A 19,323-nucleotide genomic window follows, 5' to 3' on the forward strand; every position below is an offset into this window, starting at 1 on the left:
GGCCGTCGCTCAGGCGGTCTCGAAATCCAGATCGGCCCAGACCGGAACGTGGTCGGACGGCTTCTCCCAGGCGCGGACATAGCTGTCGATGCCGACATCGATCAGCCGGTCGCTGGCCTGCGGCGACATCAACAGGTGGTCGATGCGCAGGCCCCAGTTCTTCTGCCAGGCGCCGGCCTGGTAGTCCCAGAAGGTGTACTGGCCGGGCTCGTCATTGACCGCCCGCAGCGCATCGGTGAGGCCGAGGCCAAGCAGCGACTGGAAGGCCTTGCGGGTGGCCGGGCGGAACAGGGCGTCATCGGTCCAGGCGGTCGGGTTGTAGACATCGCGGGCGGCCGGAATGACGTTGAAGTCGCCGGCCAGGATCAGCGGCTCCTCGGTCTTAAGCCGCTCCCGCGTGTACTCAAGAAGCCGCGACATCCATTTGAGCTTGTAGGGATATTTGTCGGTATTCGCCGGATTGCCATTGGGCAGATAAAGACACGCGACCCGCACCACGCCCTGCTTCAGCGTGACGACGCCTTCGAGGAAGCGGGCATGGGCGTCCTCGTCGTCGCCGGCCAGCCCCGATTTGGTCTCGTCGAACGGCAGCTTGGAGAGCAGCGCGACGCCGTTGAAGGTCTTCTGGCCGTGGGTGACGACATTGTATCCGAGTGCCTCGACCTCGAGCCGGGGAAACGCGTCGTCGACGCATTTGATCTCCTGCAGGCAGACGATGTCGGGGGAGCACTCCTTCAGCCAGCTGACCAGAAGCTCGATCCGTTGCCGGACCGAGTTGACGTTCCAAGTGGCGATGCGCATGCAAATGACCGGGATTGAAGCCGCACGATTTTACTTAGGTGGCATACCATGGGCGGTCCGCCTGTGCTAACTCTCTCCGGAAACAAGGCGTAACAATTGCCGACGGGGGAGTGACGAAGCGTTCCGGCCTTCAAGGGTGGCCTGTGGCGCACGTGCAAAACAAATGAAAAAACGCAATTTGGTTCTGACTGTCGCCATTCTCGGCATTGCGGCCGGGGCGGCTTACATGACCCGCGCTTCATGGATGGCTGGCGGTGCCGCCACCGCGCAAGGGACCCCGCGGCCGCGTGTGGTGTCGGTGGATCTCGCCAAGGCGGAACGCAAATCGGTGCCGGTCGACGTCGACGCCATCGGGACCGTCACGCCGATCTCCAGCGTGGCGTTGAAGTCGCGGCTGGAGACCACCATCGTCTCGGTGCATTTCGAGGACGGCGCCAAGGTCAATGAGGGTGACCTGCTGTTCATGCTCGATGCGCGGCAGATCGACGCCCAAATCGAGCAGGCCGTGGGTGTGCTGGCCCGCGACCAGGCCCAACTCGAGGGCGCGCAGCGCGACCTCCGCCGCTACACCGAATTGGTCGGCAAGGGCGCGACCACCCAAGTCAATCTCGACAACGCCAAGACCCAGTCCGACGTGCTGATCGGCACCATCAAGGCCGACCAGTTCGCGCTGGAAAATCTCCGCGTCCAGAAAAGCTACACCGTCATCCGCGCACCATTCGCGGGGCGGATCAGCGCCGCCAACGTCAAGGTCGGTAACTTCGTTCGTCCCGCCGACACCCAGCCGCTCGCCGTCATCAACCAGATGGCGCCGGTCTATGTCACCTTCGCGATCCCGCAGCGTGCGCTGGTCGATCTGCGCGACGCGATGGGGAAGGGCGGTTCGAAGGTGATCGCGACCATTCCCGGCCACCAGCGTTCCGAGAGCGGCAAGGTCGCGATGGTCGAGAACGCCGTCGACGCGACCACCGGCATGGTCACCGTGCGTGGCATCATGAGCAACGAGAACGAAACGCTGTGGCCTGGCACCATCGTGCAGACCAAGCTGATCATCCGCAGCGAGGACGCGGTCGTGGTGCCGACGGTCGCGGTCCAGCGCAGCCAGAACGGTAATTTCGTCTTCGTCGTCAGGGATGGCGTCGCCAAGGTCCAGCCGGTCAAGGTCGATCGCACCTTCCAGGGCAGCTCGGTGATCTCTGAGGGATTGGCGGGCGATGAAAGCATCGTCGTCGACGGTCAGCTCTTGCTCTCGGAAGGATCGCGGGTCGAGCAGCGGGCGCGCAAGGCCGGAGCCTGACCGATGACGCTCTCCGAGCTCTGCATCCGCCGCCCGGTCATGACGACGCTGATCACGGCGTCGATCATCGCATTCGGCGTGTTCGGCTTCCGCCTGCTGCCGGTCTCGGCGCTGCCCAAGGTGGACTTCCCGACCATCGCGGTCACCGCGACCCTGCCGGGCGCCAGCGCCGATACCATGGCCGCTTCCGTTGCCGGCATCATCGAGCGCCAGCTCTCGACCGTTTCCGGCATCTCCTCGATGAACTCGAACTCCTCGCAGGGCACGAGCGTCATCACCATCCAGTTCGACCTCAACCGCAACATCGACGCCGCCGCGCTCGACGTGCAGACGGCATTGACCATCGCCCAGCGCCGGCTGCCGATCGAGATGACGATCCCGCCGAGCTTCCGGAAGGTGAACCCGGCGGATTTCCCGGTGCTGTTCGTCTCGCTGGGATCGGCAACGCTGCCGCTGTCGAGCGTCAATGAATACGGCGACATCACGATCGGGCAGGCGCTGTCGCAGCTGCCGGGCGTCGCCCAGGTCCTGATCTACGGCACGCAGAAATTTGCGATCCGCGTCCAGGCCGATCCGGAGGCCGCGGCCGCCCGCGGCGTCTCGATGGAGGATATCCGCGCCGCGGTGTCGCGCGCCAATTCCTCGACGCCGGTCGGCACACTGAACGGTCCCAAGCAGGATGTTGCGCTGCAGGCCTCCGGCCAGATGGACAAGGCGGCCGACTACCGCAAGATCTACGTGGCCTGGCGCAACGGCTCGCCGGTTCGGCTCGACGAGATCGCCAAGGTCTATGACAGCGTCGAGAACGACAAGATCGCGACCTGGATGAACGACGAGCGGGCAATCGTGCTCGCGATCCAGAAGCAGCCCGACGCCAACACCGTGGCGGTCGTCGATGCCGTGCTGGCCAAGCTGCCGGCGCTGCGCGCCGCGATCCCGCCCTCGGTGACCATGCAAGTCATGATGGACCGCTCGGTCTCGATCCGCCAAGCGGTCAGCGACGTCGAGGAGACCCTGCTGATCGCGGTCGCACTGGTGATCCTCGTGATCTTCCTGTTCCTGCGCTCGGCGTCGGCGACCTTCATTCCGGCGCTGGCGGTGCCGATCTCGCTGTTCGGCACGTGCGCGGTGATGTACGCGCTGGACTACTCCATCAACAACATGACGCTGTTGGCACTGACGCTCTCGGTCGGCTTCGTGGTCGACGACGCCATCGTCATGCTGGAGAACATCGTCCGCCATATCGAGCACGGCATGAAGCCGTTCGAGGCGGCGCTGAAGGGCGCCCGCGAGATCGGCTTCACGATCATCTCGATCACCTTCTCGCTGATCGCCGTGTTCATCCCGGTGCTGCTGATGGGCGGCATCGTCGGCCGCGTGTTTCGCGAATTCGCGGTCACGATCTCGGTCGCGATCATCGTCTCCGGCTTCGTGTCGCTGACCATGACGCCGATGCTGTGCGCCCGCGTGCTGCGCGCGCATGACGCGACCAAGCGGCCGAACGTCGTGCTGCGGGCGTTCGAGGCGATGTTCGAGGCCTGGCTGCGCGCCTATGAATGGGCGCTGGACTGGGTGCTGGCCAAGAAGGCCCTGATGCTGGTGGTGACGCTCGCGACGCTCGGCGGCACCATCTACCTCTACATGATCGTGCCGAAGGGCTTCTTCCCGCAGGAGGACACCGGCTTCCTGATCGGCGTGACGGAAGCGGCGACCGACACCTCGTTCGAGGCGATGAGGGTGCGGCAGCAGGCGCTGGTCGAGGTGCTCCGGACCGATCCGGCGATCGACTACATCAATTCCACGGTCGGCTCCGGCGGTCCCAACCCGACCACGAATTACGGCCGGCTGTTCATCGCGCTGAAGCCGCAGAAGACCCGCGACAACGCCGTTGTCGTGATCGGCCGTCTCAGGCAGAAGGCGCGCGAGATCCCGGGCATGCAGGCGTTCTTCCAGAGCGTCCAGAACCTCAGCATCGGCGGCCGCATCTCCAAGAGCCAGTATCAGTATGTGATGCAGAGTGGCGATACCGAGTCGCTCTACCGGCTGGCGCCCGAGATGCGGGACAAGATCGAGAAGATTCCGGGCCTGCTCGACGTCACCACCGACCTCTACATCAAGAACCCGCAGATGACGGTCGATATCGACCGCGAGAAGGCCGCGGTCTACGGCGTCACCGTCGATCAGGTCCGCAACCAGCTCTACAACGCCTACGGCGCGCGGCAGGTCGGCACCATCTACATGCCTTCGAACGACTACCAGATCATCCTGGAGGTGCAGCCGCAGTTCCGTGTCGATCCGTCCGATCTCTCGAAACTCTACATGAAGACTGGCAACGGCCAGACCATCCCGCTGGATGCGGTGGCGAGGCTGGTGCCGACGGTCGGGCCGCTGCAGATCAACCACCAGGGCCAGCAGCCGGCCGTGACGATCTCGTTCAACCTCGCGCCGGGCACTTCGCTCGGCTACGCGGTCGACAAGATCACCGAGCTCGAGCAGACCGCGAACCTGCCGCCGACGATCGCGACCGGCTTCTCGGGCACCGCGCAGGTGTTCCAGGATTCGCTGCGCGGGCAGGGCGTCCTGATCCTCGCCGCGGTGTTCGCGGCCTTCGTGATCCTGGGCATTCTCTACGAGAGCTTCATTCATCCGATCACGATTATCTCGGGCCTGCCCTCGGCCGGCATCGGCGCGATCCTGACGCTGATGATGTTCGGCATGGAGCTGTCGGTGATCGCGATGATCGGCATCGTGATGCTGGTCGGCATCGTCAAGAAGAACGCGATCATGATGGTCGACTTCGCGCTGGAGCGCCGCCGCGTCGGCCTCAGCGCCGAGCACGCGATCCGCGAGGCGGCGCTGCTGCGCTTCCGCCCGATCATGATGACGACGTTCGCGGCAATCTTCGGCACGCTGCCGATCGCGCTCGGCGCGGGCGCCGGCGCAGAGCTGCGTCAGCCGCTCGGCGTCGCCGTGGTCGGCGGCCTCTGCGTGTCGCAGCTGCTGACGCTGTTCATCACGCCTGTCATCTACATCTATCTCGACCGCATCGACCGCAGGCTGCGGCGCAAGCTCGATCCGCAGGCGGAGGCGGGCGGCGACGTCGAGCGCCCGCAGGTGGTCGCGGCGGAATAGCCGCGCATCCCGGCGAGCCGGCTAGCGTCGTGGAAACGCGTCAGAGCGTCGGGTGATTAGATCGAGAAGCTGGTGCCGCAGCCGCAGGAGGCGGTGGCGTTCGGATTGACGACGCGGAACGAGGCGCCGATCAGGTCGTCGACGAAGTCGACTTCCGAGCCGGCGAGGAACGGGACCGAGGCGGGATCGATCAGCACCACGGCGCTATCGCGCTCGATCACGAGGTCGTCATCGGCCTGGGTGCGCTCGACGTCGAATTTGTACTGGAAACCGGAGCAGCCGCCGCCCTCGACCGAAATGCGCAGCTTGGCGCCTTCGCCTTCCTTGCTGAGGATCTGCCCGATCTTGCGGGCGGCCCGTTCGCTGACGGTGATGGCAACAGTCATGTCGGTCTCCGAAACCCTATTTGAGCATGGTCTGATCGGATCATGCCCGGCGTCATACCCAATTCATTTGGTCGGCCGCCTCAAGCATAGTTAAGTGCGTCGGACCATGGAATCAAATGGATAAGGACTAAAATACCGTGTCGGTCGGAATGGCTGCCCCCCGCGCGCCCTATGCCTGCGACCCCGATCGTAGCCGGGGCCGGCTGGTCACGGAGCCGCCGAGCCAGACCAGGAGCCCGTTCCGGCGCGACTGCGACCGGGTGATCCATTCGACCGCGTTCCGCCGCCTCAAGCACAAGACCCAGGTTTTCGTCTTCCACGAGGGCGATCATTACCGCACCAGGCTGACCCATTCGCTGGAAGTGGCACAGATCGCCCGCGCGCTGGCCCGCCAGCTCGGGGTCGACGAGGATCTGACCGAGACGCTGGCGCTGGCGCATGACCTCGGCCATCCGCCGTTCGGGCATGCCGGGGAGCGGGCGCTCGACGCATGCCTGAAGGATGACGGCGGTTTCGACCACAATGCGCAGGCGCTGCGGGTGGTCACCTCGCTGGAGCATCGCTATCCTGAATTTGGCGGGCTGAACCTGACCTGGGAATCGCTCGAGGGAATCGTCAAGCACAACGGGCCGCTGACCGAGCGCAACGGCGCGCCGGCCGGCCGCTACCTGGAAAGCGGGATTCCGGTCGGGATCGCCGACTACAACAGGAGCTACGATCTCGAGCTCTGGAGCTACGCTTCGCTGGAGGCGCAGATCGCGGCCTTCGCCGACGACATCGCCTATGACGCCCACGACATCGACGATGGTCTGCGCGCCGGTCTGTTCGCGGTCGACGACCTCAAGGAGATGCCGCTGACCGCCGAGATCATCGCCGAGATCGAGCGGCATTATCCCGGGCTCGACGAGGTCCGGCGCGGCGCCGAACTGGTGCGCGAGCTGATCTCACATTTCATCAACGCCGTCTTCACGGAGGCGAACCGGCGCCTTACGGCGGCCCGGCCGCAATCGGCCCACGATGTGCGCCACCACAATGCCCCGCTGATCGCGTTTCCCACAGAGGTGGCCGAGCAGGAGGCGGCGATCAAGGCGTTCCTGTACCGGCGGATGTATCGCCACCAGCGGGTGATGATCGTGATGCGGGAGGCGGAGCAGGTGGTCCGCAATCTGTTCGAGCGCTACCGGCAGTCGCCTGAAGACCTGCCGGCGGAATGGATCGAGGGCAGCGCAGAGGAGACCGGCAGCGCGCGGAACAGGCGGATCGGCAATTTCATTGCCGGGATGACCGACCGTTTCGCCTTGATCGAGCACCAAAGGCTTTTTGACTCGACCCCGGATTTGCGTTAGCGCCCTGCCATGGCCGACACCACTGCTTCACCACACCTTTTTGCCGACATGCTGACGCGCGTGCACGCGATCTGTGCCGCTGTTGCAGCCGAGGATAACTGGCCCGCCGGCATCGATCTCTCCCGCGTCGTGGTGGAGCCGCCGCGCGATGCCAGCCATGGCGACATGGCGACCAATGCCGCGATGGTGCTCGCCAAGGATGCCAAGGCCAAGCCGCGCGAGCTCGCCGACAAGATCGCCGAACGGCTGCGGGCCGACGCGCTGGTGGCCTCCGTCGATGTCGCCGGTCCCGGCTTCATCAACCTGACCTTGAAGCCGCAGGTCTGGGCCGACGCGCTGCGCGCCGTGCTGGCCGAAGGTGCAGCCTATGGGCGCAGCAGCATCGGCAAGGACGAAAAGGTCAATGTCGAATACGTCTCGGCCAACCCGACCGGGCCGATGCATGTCGGCCATTGCCGCGGCGCCGTGTTCGGCGACGCGCTGTGCAGCCTGCTGCAATTCGCAGGCTTCGACGTCTGCCGTGAATACTACATCAACGACGCCGGCGCCCAGGTCGACGTGCTCGCGCGCTCCGCGTTCCTGCGCTATCGCGAGGCGCTCGGCGAGGACATAGGCGCGATCCCGGAAGGGCTCTATCCCGGCGATTACCTCGTGCCGGTCGGCGAGGCGCTCGCGAAGGAGCATGGTGACAAGCTCCTGACCATGCCGGAAGCCGCGTGGCTGCCGATCGTGCGCGACACGGCGATCGCCATGATGATGGAGATGATCAAGGGCGATCTCGCCGCGCTCAACATCCATCACGACGTGTTCTTCTCCGAGCGATCGCTGATCACGTCAGGCAACAACAAGGTTGCCGAGACCATCGATTTCCTGCGCGCCAAGGGCGACATCTACGAGGGCCGCTTGCCGCCGCCGAAGGGCAAGCCGGTCGAGGATTACGAGGACCGCGAGCAGTCGCTGTTCCGCGCCACCGCCTATGGCGATGACGTCGATCGTCCGCTGATCAAGTCGGATGGTTCGTACACTTATTTCGCATCCGACATCGCCAACCACCGCTACAAGTTCGAGCGCGGCTTCACCAATCTGATCGACGTGTTCGGTGCCGATCACGGCGGCTACATCAAGCGGATGCAGGCGGCGGTGAAGGCGGTGTCCGCGGGCAAGGCTGTGCTCGACGTCAAGATCGTACAGCTCGTGAAGCTGCTGCGCGACGGCGAGCCGGTGAAGATGTCGAAGCGTTCCGGCGAGTTCGTGACGCTGCGCGAGGTGGTCGACGAGGTCGGCTCCGACGCTGTGCGGTTCATGATGCTGTTCCGCAAGAACGACGCGGTGCTCGATTTCGACCTTGCCAAGGTGATCGAGCAGTCAAAGGACAACGCCGTCTTCTACGTCCAGTACGGCCACGCCCGCGGGCATTCGATCTTCCGCAATGCGCGGGAGGAGGCGGTTCCAGACCTGCCGGAGACCGACGAGGCGCGGCTGGCCTATCTGCGAAATGCCGCCGTCGAGCGGCTGGCCGATCCGGCTGAGCTCGATCTGCTCAAGCGTCTTGCGCTTTATCCCCGGATCATTGAGGCGGCGGCCATTGCACATGAGCCGCACCGAATCGCTTTTTATCTCTATGATTTGGCCAGTGAATTTCATGCACTCTGGACCAAGGGGCGGGATTTGCCCTATTTACGCTTCATTATCAATAATGATGCAGAGATCACGAGGGCGCGACTGGCAATGGTTCAGGGCGTCGTCTCGGTTCTGGCATCGGGCTTAGCTGTTCTAGGCGTCCAGGCTCCAACCGAGATGCGGTAGGTAGGGGCATTTGGCCCTCACGAGTGGGGATTTGTGAGGGCATCTGGCAGGGGCCAATTCGTTCGGACCAGCAGCGCCGGCGATCCTGGCGCTGTCCCGGAGGGGATGCATCATCACAATGGCTGATCGATATCAGGACCGAAATTTTTCCGCCGACACGGCCCAGAGGGCCGAAGTCGATCCGCTCGCCGAACTGGCCCGGCTGATCGGCCAGACGGATCCGTTCGGCAGCGCCAACAAGCCGCCGCCACCGCATCCACTGCAGTCGCGCGCCAACGTACGGCCGCAGCAGTATCAGCCGCAGGCGGACGACGAGGATGCGCCGCCCGCAGGTCCGCCACCCTGGATGCAGCGCGCGCGACAGGAGGCTGTTGTTCCGCCCCCTGTGCAGCTGGCACCCGTGCAGCACACCGAGTACGACGAGCCTGAGCAGGACGACCAGCCGAAGCCGGTCCATCCGTTGCACCGCTATGCAGCCCCGCAGACGCAGCCAGCGACTGCGCCGGTGGCGCAGTATCGGCCGGTCGAGCCCCCCCGGCAGCCCGAGGCGTTTGACGAGGAGCCGCACTATCAGGGCGGCGGTCAGAATGTCGATCCGTCGCGCTATGACGACGCGCTCTATGGCCAGCTGGAAGCCGGCCAACAGGATCTCCAGCGCGATCCGGCCTATCCGGACGATCCCTATGCCTATGAGGGCTACGAGGAAGAACCGGAGCCGCGCAAGCGGCGCAGCGGCCTGATCACGGTCGTAGCGGTGGTGGCGCTTGCGGTGGTCGGCACTGGCGCTGCGCTCGGCTATCGCAACTATGTCGGCTCGCCCCGCAGCGGTGAGCCGCCGATCATCAAGGCCGACAACACGCCGACCAAGGTGATCCCGGCCCAAGCCGACGCGCCGGCCAAGACGCCGGACCGCATGGCAACGGGGGACGGCACCGAGAAGATCGTCTCGCGCGAAGAAACCCCGGTTGACGTCAACTCGAAGACCGCCGGACCGCGCGTGGTGTTTCCGCCGCTGAACGCCAATGCGAATCCGCCGCCGGCGGCGAGCGTGCAGACGACGCCGCCCGCGCCGGCCCCGGTCAATGCGAACGGGACCTTGCCGAACAACGAGCCGCGCAAGATCCGCACGCTCGCGGTCAAGGGCGATGGACCTGATGGCACGCAAGCCACAGCGGCCGTGCCGGCCAAGCCTGCGGCGGCTGCGAAGCCACCGGTGTCACGCGGCAACCCGGCTGCGGCCAATGCCAGCGTGAACGCGCCGATGTCGCTGGCACCCGGTCAGGCTGAAGCTGCGCCTACCGCGCCTCCGACCCGGGTGGCATCGACCTCGACGGCCTCGGTCGGCGGTGGTGGTGGATATCTGGTTCAGGTGTCGTCGCAGAAGAACGAGGCCGACGCGCAGTCGTCGTACCGGACGCTGCAGGGCAAATATCGCAACGTGCTCGGTTCGCAGCCTTTGGTGGTGAAACGCGTCGATCTCGGCGAGAAGGGCGTCTATTACCGCGCCTTCGCTGGCCCGTTTGCGTCCTCGGAGGAGGCGAGCCAAGTGTGCAAGAGCTTGATGTCGGCCGGTGGGCCGCAGTGCCTCATCCAAAGAAATTAAGGGCCGTTTCCTTGACCCGTGGGCTGCATACGGCCTAATCGGCCGAATGACGACGAACCGCGCATTCATTACGGGCGTATCCGGGCTGACCCTCAATGACGCTGAACGCGAATTCGTTCGCGCCGAGCGGCCATGGGGCTTCATCCTGTTCAAGCGCAACATCGAGAGTCCTGCCCAAGTGGCCGCTCTTGTTGCGGAACTCAGGTCTGCAGGCGGCGAGGCCGATGCTCCGGTCCTGATCGACCAGGAAGGCGGCCGGGTACAGCGGCTCGGCGCGCCGCATTGGCCGGTCTATCCGCCCGGCGCGAGCTTCTCGGCCCTCTACGACATCGACCCGAAGCTCGGCCTTGCGGCGGCCAAGCTCAGCTCGCGGCTGATCGCAGCCGACCTGATCGACCTCGGAATCACCGTCGATTGCCTGCCCTTGGCCGACGTTCCCGTCGCCGGGGCGGACGCGGTGATCGGCAACCGGGCCTATGGAACCGAACCGGACAAGGTTGCGGTGATCGCCCGCGCCGTCACGGAGGGGCTGGAACAAGGCGGTGTGCTGCCGGTTCTCAAACATATTCCTGGCCATGGCCGGGCCACGGCGGACAGTCATTTCCGGCTTCCGACGGTCGATACCGCCCGAGACGAGCTGGAACGGACCGATTTCGCCGCGTTCCAGCCACTTGCGGACCTGCCGATGGCCATGACTGCACATGTTGTGTTTAGCGCGCTCGACCCCGTCCATCCGGCGACGACTTCTGCGACAATCATCGAACAGGTGATTCGCGGCCTGATCGGGTTCCAAGGTTTGTTGATGAGTGATGACGTGTCGATGAATGCGCTGGCCGGATCAATTGCCGAGCGGACCCGCGCCATCGTCAGCGCCGGTTGCGACGTGGTTCTGCACTGCAACGGCAACATCGACGAGATGCGCGACGTGGCGCGGGAGACGCCGGAACTGACCGGCAAGGCGCTTGAGCGAGCCAAGGCGACGCTCGCGGCGCGGAAGCAGCCTCAGCCGCTCGACCGGCAGGCGGCACGGGCTGAACTGGATGCGTTGTTGGATCGGGTAGGGACGGCATGACCGCTGAAATTCTATCGTTTGAGACCGGGCGGCCGGCTGACCTCGCCGAGGGCGAACCGGCGTTGGTGGTCGATGTCGAGGGCTATGAGGGCCCGCTCGACCTGCTGCTGACGCTGGCGCGGCAGCAGAAGGTCGATCTGTCGAAGATTTCGATCCTTGCGCTTGCCGACCAGTACCTTTCGTTCATCGAGGCGGCACGCAAGATCCGCCTCGAGCTCGCGGCCGACTATTTGGTGATGGCGGCCTGGCTTGCGTTCCTGAAGTCGCGGCTGTTGCTGCCCGAACCGCCGAGCGCTGAGGGGCCGAGCGCCGAGGAAATGGCGACCGCGCTCGCCAACCGGCTGCGCCGGCTGGAGGCGATCCGCGAGGCGGCAAACCGGCTGATGAACCGGCCGCAGTTCCAGCGCGATATCTTTCCGCGCGGCAATCCGGAATCGATCGCCGAGATCAAGCATCCGAAGTTCACCGCGACCTTGTACGACCTGCTGTCGGCCTATGCGACGCAGCGCGCCTCGCGCGTGCTGACCTCGGTGCATCTGGCCAAGCGGACGGTATGGTCGCTCGCCGAAGCACGCGCCTCGCTGGAGCGGCTGGTCGGCCTCGCCGAGGACTGGAGCTGCCTCGACGAGTATCTGATGAACTACGTCGCCGATCCGAAGCAGAGAGCGACGGTGTTCGCATCGAGCTTCGCTGCCGCCCTCGAGCTGGTTCGCGAAGGCGAGATGGAGATCAACCAGAAACAGGCGTTCGCGCCGATCTATTTCCGAAAGCGTCCAGCGCAAGCCGTAATGGCCGCGCCGAACCTGTCGGTTGAGTAAGTGGAAGAAGGAGAGCAGGCCCATGGCAAGCTTGGCGGAAGTGCGCAGAGAAGAGCCCGAGGAGGAGGAGGTTTCTCCTATGGATCCGGTGGCGCGTCCTGAGGAATTGCGGCTCCTGGAAGCCCTGTTGTTCGCATCGGCCGAGCCGATCGATCAGGCGACGCTCGCAAAGCGGATGCCCGACGGCGTCGATATCAAGGTGGCGCTCGCGCAGTTGCAGGCGGAATACGCGCCGCGCGGTGTCAATCTGGTGCGTGTCGCCAACAAGTGGACGTTCCGGACCGCCGGCGATCTGTCGTGGCTGATGACGCGCGAGAGCACCGAGACCCGGAAGCTGTCGCGTGCAGCGATCGAGGTGCTGGCAATCGTCGCCTATCACCAGCCGGTGACCCGCGCCGAGATCGAAGAGATTCGCGGCGTGGTGACGTCGAAGGGAACCATCGACGTGCTGCTGGAGACCGGTTGGATCCGCCCGCGCGGCCGCCGCAAGACGCCGGGCCGTCCGCTGACCTTTGGAACCACGGACGGATTCCTGTCGCAGTTCAGCCTGGAAGCGCTCGGCGATCTGCCGGGACTAGAGGAGCTGAAGGGCACCGGTCTGCTCGACTCGCGCCTGCCGACCGGCTTCTCCGTTCCGTCGCCCTCGGACGACGCGACGCTGCGGGAAGACGAGGAGCCGCTCGAGCCGGGCGATACGCTGGAGCTGCTGCTGGCGCCGGCCGTCGAGCCGGAGGCCGAGGAACCGAAGACTGCAGCCGAAGCGTCGGCTGAGGCTGAAATGACAGCCGAGGCCGAAATCGAGATCGAAGCGGACGTTGCCGACGAATCGGAAGCGGCCGAAGCCGACGTCGACGAACCGGATTCCCACGGCGACGAGCGCGGCGAGGCCGACCCCGAGGACAGAGGCGAATAGCCGCCAAATATTCCCGGTTAAGGCTAGCAATATTACGTAGCCGCGACAGCGATTTGCCGCGGCCGAGGTCCTTGTTTTTGACACCCCGCGGGCCTACCTTCCGGCAAAGTTCAGGCCGGCCCGCCGGCCATTTCTGGAGGGTTGCAGGATGGGTTCACTCAGCATTTGGCACTGGATCGTCGTGATCGCAGTGGTCCTGCTGCTGTTCGGGCGCGGCAAGATCTCGGACCTGATGGGTGACGTCGCCCAGGGCATCAAGGCCTTCAAGAAGGGCATGCAGGACGACGACAAGGTCGCCGAGAAGACCGAGCCCACCAAGTCGATCGATCACAATGCGGCGCCGTCAGCCGCGCGCCAGGATGTCGGCAGCAAGGCCGTCTGACGCGCCTGTACTGACACATATTTCGACGTTTATCTTTGCGCGAAACGGTGACGCCGTCGCTCGGAAGCGCTATTGACGCCGATTGAGAAGAGGCGCCGGCGGCCCCAAATCCTGTTAGGACCGATGGGGCCGATCGCGGCGCGCTAGGCGGAAGAATTCATGTTCGATATCGGGTGGAGTGAACTGGTCGTCATCGCGGTCGTCGCGCTGATCGCCATCGGCCCGAAAGAACTGCCGGGCGTGCTGCGCATGGTCGGGCAATGGATGGGCAAGGCCCGCAAGATGGCCTCCGAATTCCAGGGTCAGTTCCAGGAAGCCATGCGCGAGGCCGAGATGGCCGACATCAAGAAGAGCTTTGACGAGGTCAAGGAAGCCGCAACCGGCATCACCAGCGGCAACATCATGACCTCGCTGCAGAAGGACGTCAGTGACGCCCTGCAGATCGACAAGCCCGTCGATGCGCAGGTCGCCTCCGCGATCGACGCGCCGGTGACGTCGAGCGACGCACAGGTGACGTCAAGTGACGCACTGGTCACGCCAACAACACCCGCAGCGCCGACGCCGGAGACTTTCGTCGAGGCTGAGACGCACGCTGCCACAACTGAGCCACTTGCGATCACCAGCGAGGTGAAGCCCGCGCCGGCACCGTCGCAGGATGTGACGCCGGCGGAGCCTGAGGTGCTCAAGGACGCGAGGGCGTCATGAGCGCAGAAGATATCGAGGCCAGCAAGGCCCCCTTGATGGATCATTTGATCGAGCTGCGCTCGCGGCTGATCAAGGCGCTGCTCGGCTTCGGCGTGGCCTTTATCATCTGCTTCTTCTTTGCCAAGCAGATCTACAACGTGCTGGTCTGGCCGTTCGTGCTGGTGGCGGGGCCTGAGAATTCGAAATTCATCTACACGCAGCTGCTGGAATATTTCATCACGCAGTTGAAGCTCGCGATGTTCGGCGCCGCCTTCATCTCGTTCCCGATCGTCGCCGGACAGATCTACATGTTCGTGGCGCCCGGCCTCTACAGGCACGAGCGCAACGCCTTCCTGCCGTATCTGATCGCGACCCCGGTGTTCTTCGTGATGGGCGCGATGTTGGTCTACTTCGTCGTGCTGCCAATGCTGGTGCGGTTCTCGCTCGGCATGCAGCAGGCCGGCAGCGCGGAGACCGCGCAGATCCAGCTGCTGCCCAAGGTCGGCGAGTATCTGTCGCTGATGATGTCGCTGATCTTCGCCTTCGGCATCGCTTTCCAGCTGCCGGTGATCCTGACGCTCTTGGGCCGCATCGGCATCGTCACCTCGAAGATGCTGAGAGAGAAGCGGCGCTACTTCATCGTGATCGCCTTCATCATCGCCGCGGTGCTGACGCCGCCGGACGTGCTGAGCCAGGCCTCGCTCGCGATCCCGCTGCTCGCGCTCTACGAGGGCGCCATCATCGCGGTCCGGATCGTGGAGAAGAAGGCCGCGACCAAGGCAGCCTCGTCCAGCGTACCGCCGGCGGCCAATCCGGCCGAGTAGGGCCCGTCTCCCCCGAAACAGGTGTCATACCCCGCGAAAGCGGGGTATCCAGTACGCTGCGGCCCCTCCGTCACGCACGGATCTCTGGAATACTGGATCACCCGCTTTCGCTGATAATGACGGTCGTGGTAGTGGAAACATGCAACGCAAGCGTTGACGTACGACGTTATCTGCAAGCCCGCCATCAGGACTACCATGCACGACATCAAAGCGATCCGCGACAACCCGACAGCCTTCGACGCCGGCCTGAAGCGCCGCGGATTAGAGGCGCTGTCGCCGTCGCTGCTGGCGATCGACGAGAAGCGCCGTGCCGCAATCCTGGCGTCCGAGCAGGCTCAGGCGCGGCGCAATGCGGCCTCGAAAGAGATCGGCGACGCCAAGAAGGCCAAGGACGAAGACCGTGCGGCCAAGCTGATGGCCGAGGTCGCGGAGCTCAAGACCACGATGCCGCAGCTCGAGCTGGCGGCGAAATCGTTCGACGACGAGCTGACGAAGGAGCTGTCGTCGATTCCCAATCTGCCGCTCGACGAGGTGCCCGACGGCACCGACGAGCACGGCAACGTTCAGCACCACGTGTTCGGCAAGAAGCGCGACTACGGCTTCGCGCCGAAGCTGCATGACGATCTCGGCACCGCGCTCGGCGACATGGATTTCGAGGCGGCCGCGAAACTGTCCGGCGCGCGCTTCGTCGTGCTGAAGCGGGGGCTCGCGCGGCTCGAGCGTGCGATCGGGCAGTTCATGCTCGATCTGCACACCGGCGAGCATGGCTACACAGAGATCAATCCGCCGCTTCTGGTGCGCGACGCCGTGATGTTCGGCACCGGGCAATTGCCGAAATTCGAGGACGACCAGTTCTGGGCGATCAAGGGTGAATTGCTCTCGACGCCGAATGCCGATTTGCGCGGCGAGCGCCTCGGACTGATTCCGACCGCTGAAGTCTCGCTGACCAACCTCGCGCGCGAATCCATCCTCGATGAAAAAGAGTTGCCGATGCGGCTCACCGCGCTGACGCCGTGTTTCCGCGCCGAAGCCGGCGCGGCGGGACGCGACACGCGCGGCATGATCCGCCAGCACCAATTCACAAAGGTCGAGCTGGTGTCGATCACGACACCCGAAGCCAGCAAGGACGAGCTCGAGCGCATGCTGTCCTGTGCGGAGCAGGTTCTGCAGAAGCTCGACCTGCATTATCGCGTGATGACGCTGTGCGCCGGCGACATGGGCTTCTCCGCGCAGAAGACCTACGACATCGAGGTCTGGATGCCCGGGCAGGGCGACGGCGGCGCCTATCGCGAGATCTCGAGCTGCTCGGTGTGCGGCGATTTCCAGGCCCGCCGCATGGACGCGCGCTATCGCGGCCCCGACGGCAAGCCGCGCTTCGTGCATACGCTGAACGGCTCCGGCACGGCGGTCGGGCGCGCCCTGATCGCGGTGATGGAGACCTATCAACAGCAGGACGGTTCGATCGCGGTGCCCGATGTGCTGCAGCCCTATATGGGCGGGCTCAAGGTCATCGAGCGCGGCATGTGAGGCGAGGGCCAGTGTGATGCCGCTCCACCGTGACATCCACTGGCTTGGTCGACAATGGGCCGTCACGGGCCATGGTCTGCAGCTGATCAATCAGAAGCAGATGGGCTACTACGACATCGAGGCCGCGCGCTTGTGGGAGGCGCGCGTGACCGAGGTGCAATCGAAGGCCTGGATCGACAGGCCGGACTTCGACAACGCACTGGAGCTCGCACGCGCCAGGTTCGCCCAGCTGGCGCCGGCCGATTTTTCGCCATCAGCGGCGGTTGCGCCGCTGCCGCCACCGGTCCGGACGCCGCCGCTGGCCGTGCCGCGTGCTCCGCTTGAACCGTCATCGGTGCCCTCGATCGAGGAGCTGCTGGCCAGGCTGAAATCAAAATCGGCTGCAGCAGCGCTGGTCGCAAAACCGGCCGAGGCACCCACACCGGATCCGCCCGAACCCGAACCGGCCAAACCCGAACCGCCTCGGATTGAGCTTCGCCAGGTTGAAGCGAGCAAGTCAGAGCCTGCCAAATCAGAGCCTCCCAAATCAGAGCTTCCCAAGCCAGAACCTCCCAAGCCGGAGCTTCCCAAGCTCGTGCTTCGCCGAACTGCGCCCCCCGAGCCACCGGGGCCTGCCCGGACGCTTGAACCTCCGAAGGCTCTGCCTGCCAAGCCCGTGTTTCTCAAGCCCGAGCCTCCCAGACCTGCGCCCGCCAAGTTCGAAGCTGGCAAGTCCGAAGCTGGCAGGTCCGAGCTTCTGAAATCGGAGTCTCCGAGCTCTCCCCAGCCGGAGCCTCGCCAGACAGCGCCGGTCGCCCCCGAGCTGCCCAGCTCCGAAGCACCGAGGGTTGAACCTGCCAAAGCCGAAGTCGCCAAGCCCGAGCTTGCCGAGCCTGCGTCTGCCGAACGCGAGGGCTCCAAGCCAGAGTCTCCTCTCAAATCTGAGCCTCTCAACTCCGAAACTCCCAAGCCCGACGTTCGCCGGCCCGCTGTCGTGCTTGTGCGGCCGCGAGCCGGGCCTGCCTGGCCGGCGTTCGACGGCAAGATTGCCGCGACCGGCAGATTTGTGCGTCCCTGGCGCGTGACGTCGGCGCAATGGCACGGGCCTTCGGCGGGTTTGCCTCCGCGGCCCTAGCCGGTTAAGACGGCAATCAACTCAAGAAACTGCAACTCAAGAAACCCGCGTCGAATCGGAACAAAGGGCACTTTGACGGATGCGAATTCTCTGCACCAATGATGACGGCATCCACGCTCCCGGCCTGCAGATCGTCGAGCAGATCGCGCGCTCCTTGTCCGATGACGTCTGGATCGTTGCCCCCGAGCTCGATCAGTCCGGCGTCTCGCATTCGCTGTCGCTCAACGATCCGCTGCGGCTGCGCGAAGTCAGCCCGCGTCACTTCGCAGTGCGCGGCACGCCGACCGATTGCGTCATCATGGGCGCGCGCCACATTCTCGGTGACAAGCTGCCCGATCTCGTGCTGAGCGGTGTCAACAAGGGCCGCAACGTCGCCGAGGACGTGGTCTATTCCGGCACCATCGCCGGCGCGCTGGAAGGCACCATCCTGGGCTTTCCGTCATTCGCGTTGTCGCAGGAATTTTCCATCGAAACCCGCAACGCGCCGCTGTGGGAGACCGCGCTGAAATTCGGACCCGACATCATCCGCAAGGTCATTGCCGCAGGCGTCCCGAGAAACACCGTCGTCAATGTCAACTTCCCGTCCTGCATGCCCGATGACGTCAAGGGCATCAGGATCACACGGCAGGGCAAGCGCAATCAGGGGTTTCTGAAGATCGATCGCCGTCACGATGGCCGCGGCAATCCATATTTCTGGATCGGCTTCGAGCGCGCGGCGATGATGGATACGCCGGCCGAAGGCACCGATCTCGCCGCGCTTGCGGCGCGCTACGTCTCGGTGACGCCGCTGCGGCTCGACCGCACCGATGAAGCGTTTTCGGAAACGCTGGCCGCGACGCTGAAGTAATCCAGTAGCGCGGATGAGCCATCGGGCGCGCGTTCGCGCGACCCGTTGGCTCATCCGGGCTACGCGCTCCGTATGCGGTGAGATCTAGACCGGCGCGCTCTTCATCGCGCTTGAGATCACTTGGGCCAGCGTTTCCAGCTGGAAGGGCTTTTGCAGCGCCGGACGGTCGCGATACTCCGGAGGCAGGCCGGACGAGCCGTAGCCGGTCGCGAAGATGAAGGGGCGGTTGCGGGCGTTGATCAACTCGGCGACCGGGGTGATCACCTTGCCATTGACGTTGACGTCGAGGATCGCGAGGTCGAATTCGGTGGATTGCGCAAGCCTGACCGCCTCGCCGATTTCGCCGGCCTCGGCCGCGACGGTGTGGCCGAGCTCCTCCAGCATGTCGGCGACCATCATCCGGATCATGACCTCGTCCTCCACGAGGAAAACTGAACAGCCCGCCGGCCGTATCGCTGTCATGATGGAATCCTTGCCCGTCCCTGAAATAGGCTCGCAAATAACATTACAGCGCGCAACGCAAACGTTTGGGATTTGGTCGTTTTCCAGCGCCGACCGCCGTTCGTCGCATCGCCCCGCTGAAGCATTACCCGCAGTCAGCGAGGTGTGGCGATACAGCCAGATACCCCGGTCGGCGCCACCAGCACGTTAGCCGCGCGGCGTTGCCGATTATATGGGAAGGTGCCAACGCCAAATCAGAGTGCTGGTTCCTGACGAGGAACAAAACGCAACGGGAAATTTTTCCTTAACGCGGTATTTCGGATTTCAATG

16 protein-coding genes and 1 pseudogene are annotated in these 19,323 nt (G+C 64.7%); 13 read left to right on the forward strand and 4 right to left on the reverse strand.

What is annotated here, in order from left to right:
- Positions 1-9: 9 nt before the first annotated feature.
- Positions 10-801 (reverse strand): exodeoxyribonuclease III, encoded by a 792-nt coding sequence (gene xth, locus G6P99_RS22945; RefSeq protein ID WP_029082701.1) that lies wholly within the window; start codon positions 799-801, stop codon positions 10-12.
- A 163-nt stretch (positions 802-964) separates the two neighbouring features.
- Here xth and G6P99_RS22950 point away from each other — a divergent pair, with 163 nt between their 5' ends.
- Both G6P99_RS22950 and G6P99_RS22955 read left to right on the forward strand, forming a co-directional pair.
- The gene (locus G6P99_RS22950) at positions 965-2,098 is read left to right on the forward strand and encodes an efflux RND transporter periplasmic adaptor subunit (protein WP_165123507.1); all 1,134 of its coding nucleotides are present in this window, start codon (positions 965-967) and stop codon (positions 2,096-2,098) included.
- A gap of 3 nt (positions 2,099-2,101) precedes the next feature.
- Positions 2,102-5,230 carry an efflux RND transporter permease subunit gene (locus G6P99_RS22955; RefSeq protein ID WP_165123509.1) on the forward strand — a complete coding sequence of 1,043 codons (3,129 nt, stop codon included), beginning with the start codon at positions 2,102-2,104 and terminating at the stop codon, positions 5,228-5,230.
- A 56-nt stretch (positions 5,231-5,286) separates the two neighbouring features.
- On the opposite strand, the gene erpA is transcribed toward G6P99_RS22955, so the two are convergent.
- Positions 5,287-5,616, reverse strand: a complete 330-nt coding sequence (gene erpA, locus G6P99_RS22960; protein WP_029082698.1) for an iron-sulfur cluster insertion protein ErpA — start codon at positions 5,614-5,616, stop codon at positions 5,287-5,289.
- A gap of 137 nt (positions 5,617-5,753) precedes the next feature.
- Between erpA and G6P99_RS22965 the strand changes: the two genes are divergently transcribed.
- The 10 genes and pseudogenes from G6P99_RS22965 to serS all read left to right on the forward strand — a co-directional run bounded on the left by G6P99_RS22965 (position 5,754) and on the right by serS (position 16,591).
- Positions 5,754-6,962, forward strand: coding sequence for a deoxyguanosinetriphosphate triphosphohydrolase (locus G6P99_RS22965; protein WP_029082697.1), 1,209 nt, complete (start codon positions 5,754-5,756; stop codon positions 6,960-6,962).
- 9 nt (positions 6,963-6,971) lie between these two features.
- Positions 6,972-8,768 (forward strand): arginine--tRNA ligase, encoded by a 1,797-nt coding sequence (gene argS, locus G6P99_RS22970; protein WP_029082696.1) that lies wholly within the window; start codon positions 6,972-6,974, stop codon positions 8,766-8,768.
- A 118-nt stretch (positions 8,769-8,886) separates the two neighbouring features.
- A complete protein-coding gene (locus G6P99_RS22975; RefSeq protein WP_029082695.1) occupies positions 8,887-10,371 on the forward strand; it encodes an SPOR domain-containing protein in 1,485 nt (494 codons plus the stop codon).
- Positions 10,372-10,417: 46 nt separating this feature from the next.
- Positions 10,418-11,443, forward strand: a complete 1,026-nt coding sequence (gene nagZ, locus G6P99_RS22980) for a beta-N-acetylhexosaminidase (protein ID WP_165123511.1) — start codon at positions 10,418-10,420, stop codon at positions 11,441-11,443.
- Positions 11,440-12,261, forward strand: a complete 822-nt coding sequence (locus G6P99_RS22985; protein WP_165123513.1) for a segregation and condensation protein A — start codon at positions 11,440-11,442, stop codon at positions 12,259-12,261. Before nagZ ends, G6P99_RS22985 begins: the two co-directional genes overlap by 4 nt.
- Before the next feature lie 22 nt (positions 12,262-12,283).
- Positions 12,284-13,153: pseudogene (gene scpB / locus G6P99_RS22990) on the forward strand (SMC-Scp complex subunit ScpB); the annotation flags it as partial.
- 169 nt (positions 13,154-13,322) lie between these two features.
- Complete coding sequence (locus G6P99_RS22995; protein WP_028332136.1) at positions 13,323-13,556, forward strand: twin-arginine translocase TatA/TatE family subunit; 234 nt, start codon at positions 13,323-13,325, stop codon at positions 13,554-13,556.
- Positions 13,557-13,715: 159 nt separating this feature from the next.
- Complete coding sequence (gene tatB, locus G6P99_RS23000; protein ID WP_029082691.1) at positions 13,716-14,261, forward strand: Sec-independent protein translocase protein TatB; 546 nt, start codon at positions 13,716-13,718, stop codon at positions 14,259-14,261.
- Complete coding sequence (tatC, locus tag G6P99_RS23005) at positions 14,258-15,064, forward strand: twin-arginine translocase subunit TatC (protein WP_029082690.1); 807 nt, start codon at positions 14,258-14,260, stop codon at positions 15,062-15,064. Before tatB ends, tatC begins: the two co-directional genes overlap by 4 nt.
- 195 nt (positions 15,065-15,259) lie before the next feature.
- A complete protein-coding gene (serS, locus tag G6P99_RS23010) occupies positions 15,260-16,591 on the forward strand; it encodes a serine--tRNA ligase (RefSeq protein ID WP_029082689.1) in 1,332 nt (443 codons plus the stop codon).
- Between the two features lie 108 nt (positions 16,592-16,699).
- On the opposite strand, the gene G6P99_RS23015 is transcribed toward serS, so the two are convergent.
- The gene (locus tag G6P99_RS23015; RefSeq protein WP_029082688.1) at positions 16,700-17,011 is read right to left on the reverse strand and encodes a hypothetical protein; all 312 of its coding nucleotides are present in this window, start codon (positions 17,009-17,011) and stop codon (positions 16,700-16,702) included.
- A 773-nt stretch (positions 17,012-17,784) separates the two neighbouring features.
- Here G6P99_RS23015 and surE point away from each other — a divergent pair.
- The gene (gene surE / locus G6P99_RS23020; RefSeq protein ID WP_029082687.1) at positions 17,785-18,552 is read left to right on the forward strand and encodes a 5'/3'-nucleotidase SurE; all 768 of its coding nucleotides are present in this window, start codon (positions 17,785-17,787) and stop codon (positions 18,550-18,552) included.
- Positions 18,553-18,636: 84 nt separating this feature from the next.
- On the opposite strand, the gene G6P99_RS23025 is transcribed toward surE, so the two are convergent.
- On the reverse strand, positions 18,637-19,014 hold the full coding sequence (locus tag G6P99_RS23025) for a response regulator (protein WP_029082686.1): 378 nt from the start codon (positions 19,012-19,014) through the stop codon (positions 18,637-18,639).
- Positions 19,015-19,323: the final 309 nt, after the last annotated feature.

It is taken from the genome of Bradyrhizobium sp. 6(2017) (genome assembly GCF_011058295.2).
GTDB lineage: Bacteria > Pseudomonadota > Alphaproteobacteria > Rhizobiales > Xanthobacteraceae > Bradyrhizobium > Bradyrhizobium septentrionale.

Excerpts from the sequence above, each read along its gene's own strand:
- xth (WP_029082701.1), bottom strand. The coding sequence starts at position 801 with ATGCGCATCGCCACTTGGAACGTCAACTCGGTCCGGCAACGGATCGAG.
- G6P99_RS22950 (WP_165123507.1), top strand. The coding sequence starts at position 965 with ATGAAAAAACGCAATTTGGTTCTGACTGTCGCCATTCTCGGCATTGCG.
- G6P99_RS22955 (WP_165123509.1), top strand. The coding sequence starts at position 2,102 with ATGACGCTCTCCGAGCTCTGCATCCGCCGCCCGGTCATGACGACGCTG.
- erpA (WP_029082698.1), bottom strand. The coding sequence starts at position 5,616 with ATGACTGTTGCCATCACCGTCAGCGAACGGGCCGCCCGCAAGATCGGG.
- argS (WP_029082696.1), top strand. The coding sequence starts at position 6,972 with ATGGCCGACACCACTGCTTCACCACACCTTTTTGCCGACATGCTGACG.
- G6P99_RS22975 (WP_029082695.1), top strand. The coding sequence starts at position 8,887 with ATGGCTGATCGATATCAGGACCGAAATTTTTCCGCCGACACGGCCCAG.
- nagZ (WP_165123511.1), top strand. The coding sequence starts at position 10,418 with ATGACGACGAACCGCGCATTCATTACGGGCGTATCCGGGCTGACCCTC.
- G6P99_RS22985 (WP_165123513.1), top strand. The coding sequence starts at position 11,440 with ATGACCGCTGAAATTCTATCGTTTGAGACCGGGCGGCCGGCTGACCTC.
- G6P99_RS22995 (WP_028332136.1), top strand. The coding sequence starts at position 13,323 with ATGGGTTCACTCAGCATTTGGCACTGGATCGTCGTGATCGCAGTGGTC.
- tatB (WP_029082691.1), top strand. The coding sequence starts at position 13,716 with ATGTTCGATATCGGGTGGAGTGAACTGGTCGTCATCGCGGTCGTCGCG.
- tatC (WP_029082690.1), top strand. The coding sequence starts at position 14,258 with ATGAGCGCAGAAGATATCGAGGCCAGCAAGGCCCCCTTGATGGATCAT.
- serS (WP_029082689.1), top strand. The coding sequence starts at position 15,260 with ATGCACGACATCAAAGCGATCCGCGACAACCCGACAGCCTTCGACGCC.
- surE (WP_029082687.1), top strand. The coding sequence starts at position 17,785 with ATGCGAATTCTCTGCACCAATGATGACGGCATCCACGCTCCCGGCCTG.
- G6P99_RS23025 (WP_029082686.1), bottom strand. The coding sequence starts at position 19,014 with ATGACAGCGATACGGCCGGCGGGCTGTTCAGTTTTCCTCGTGGAGGAC.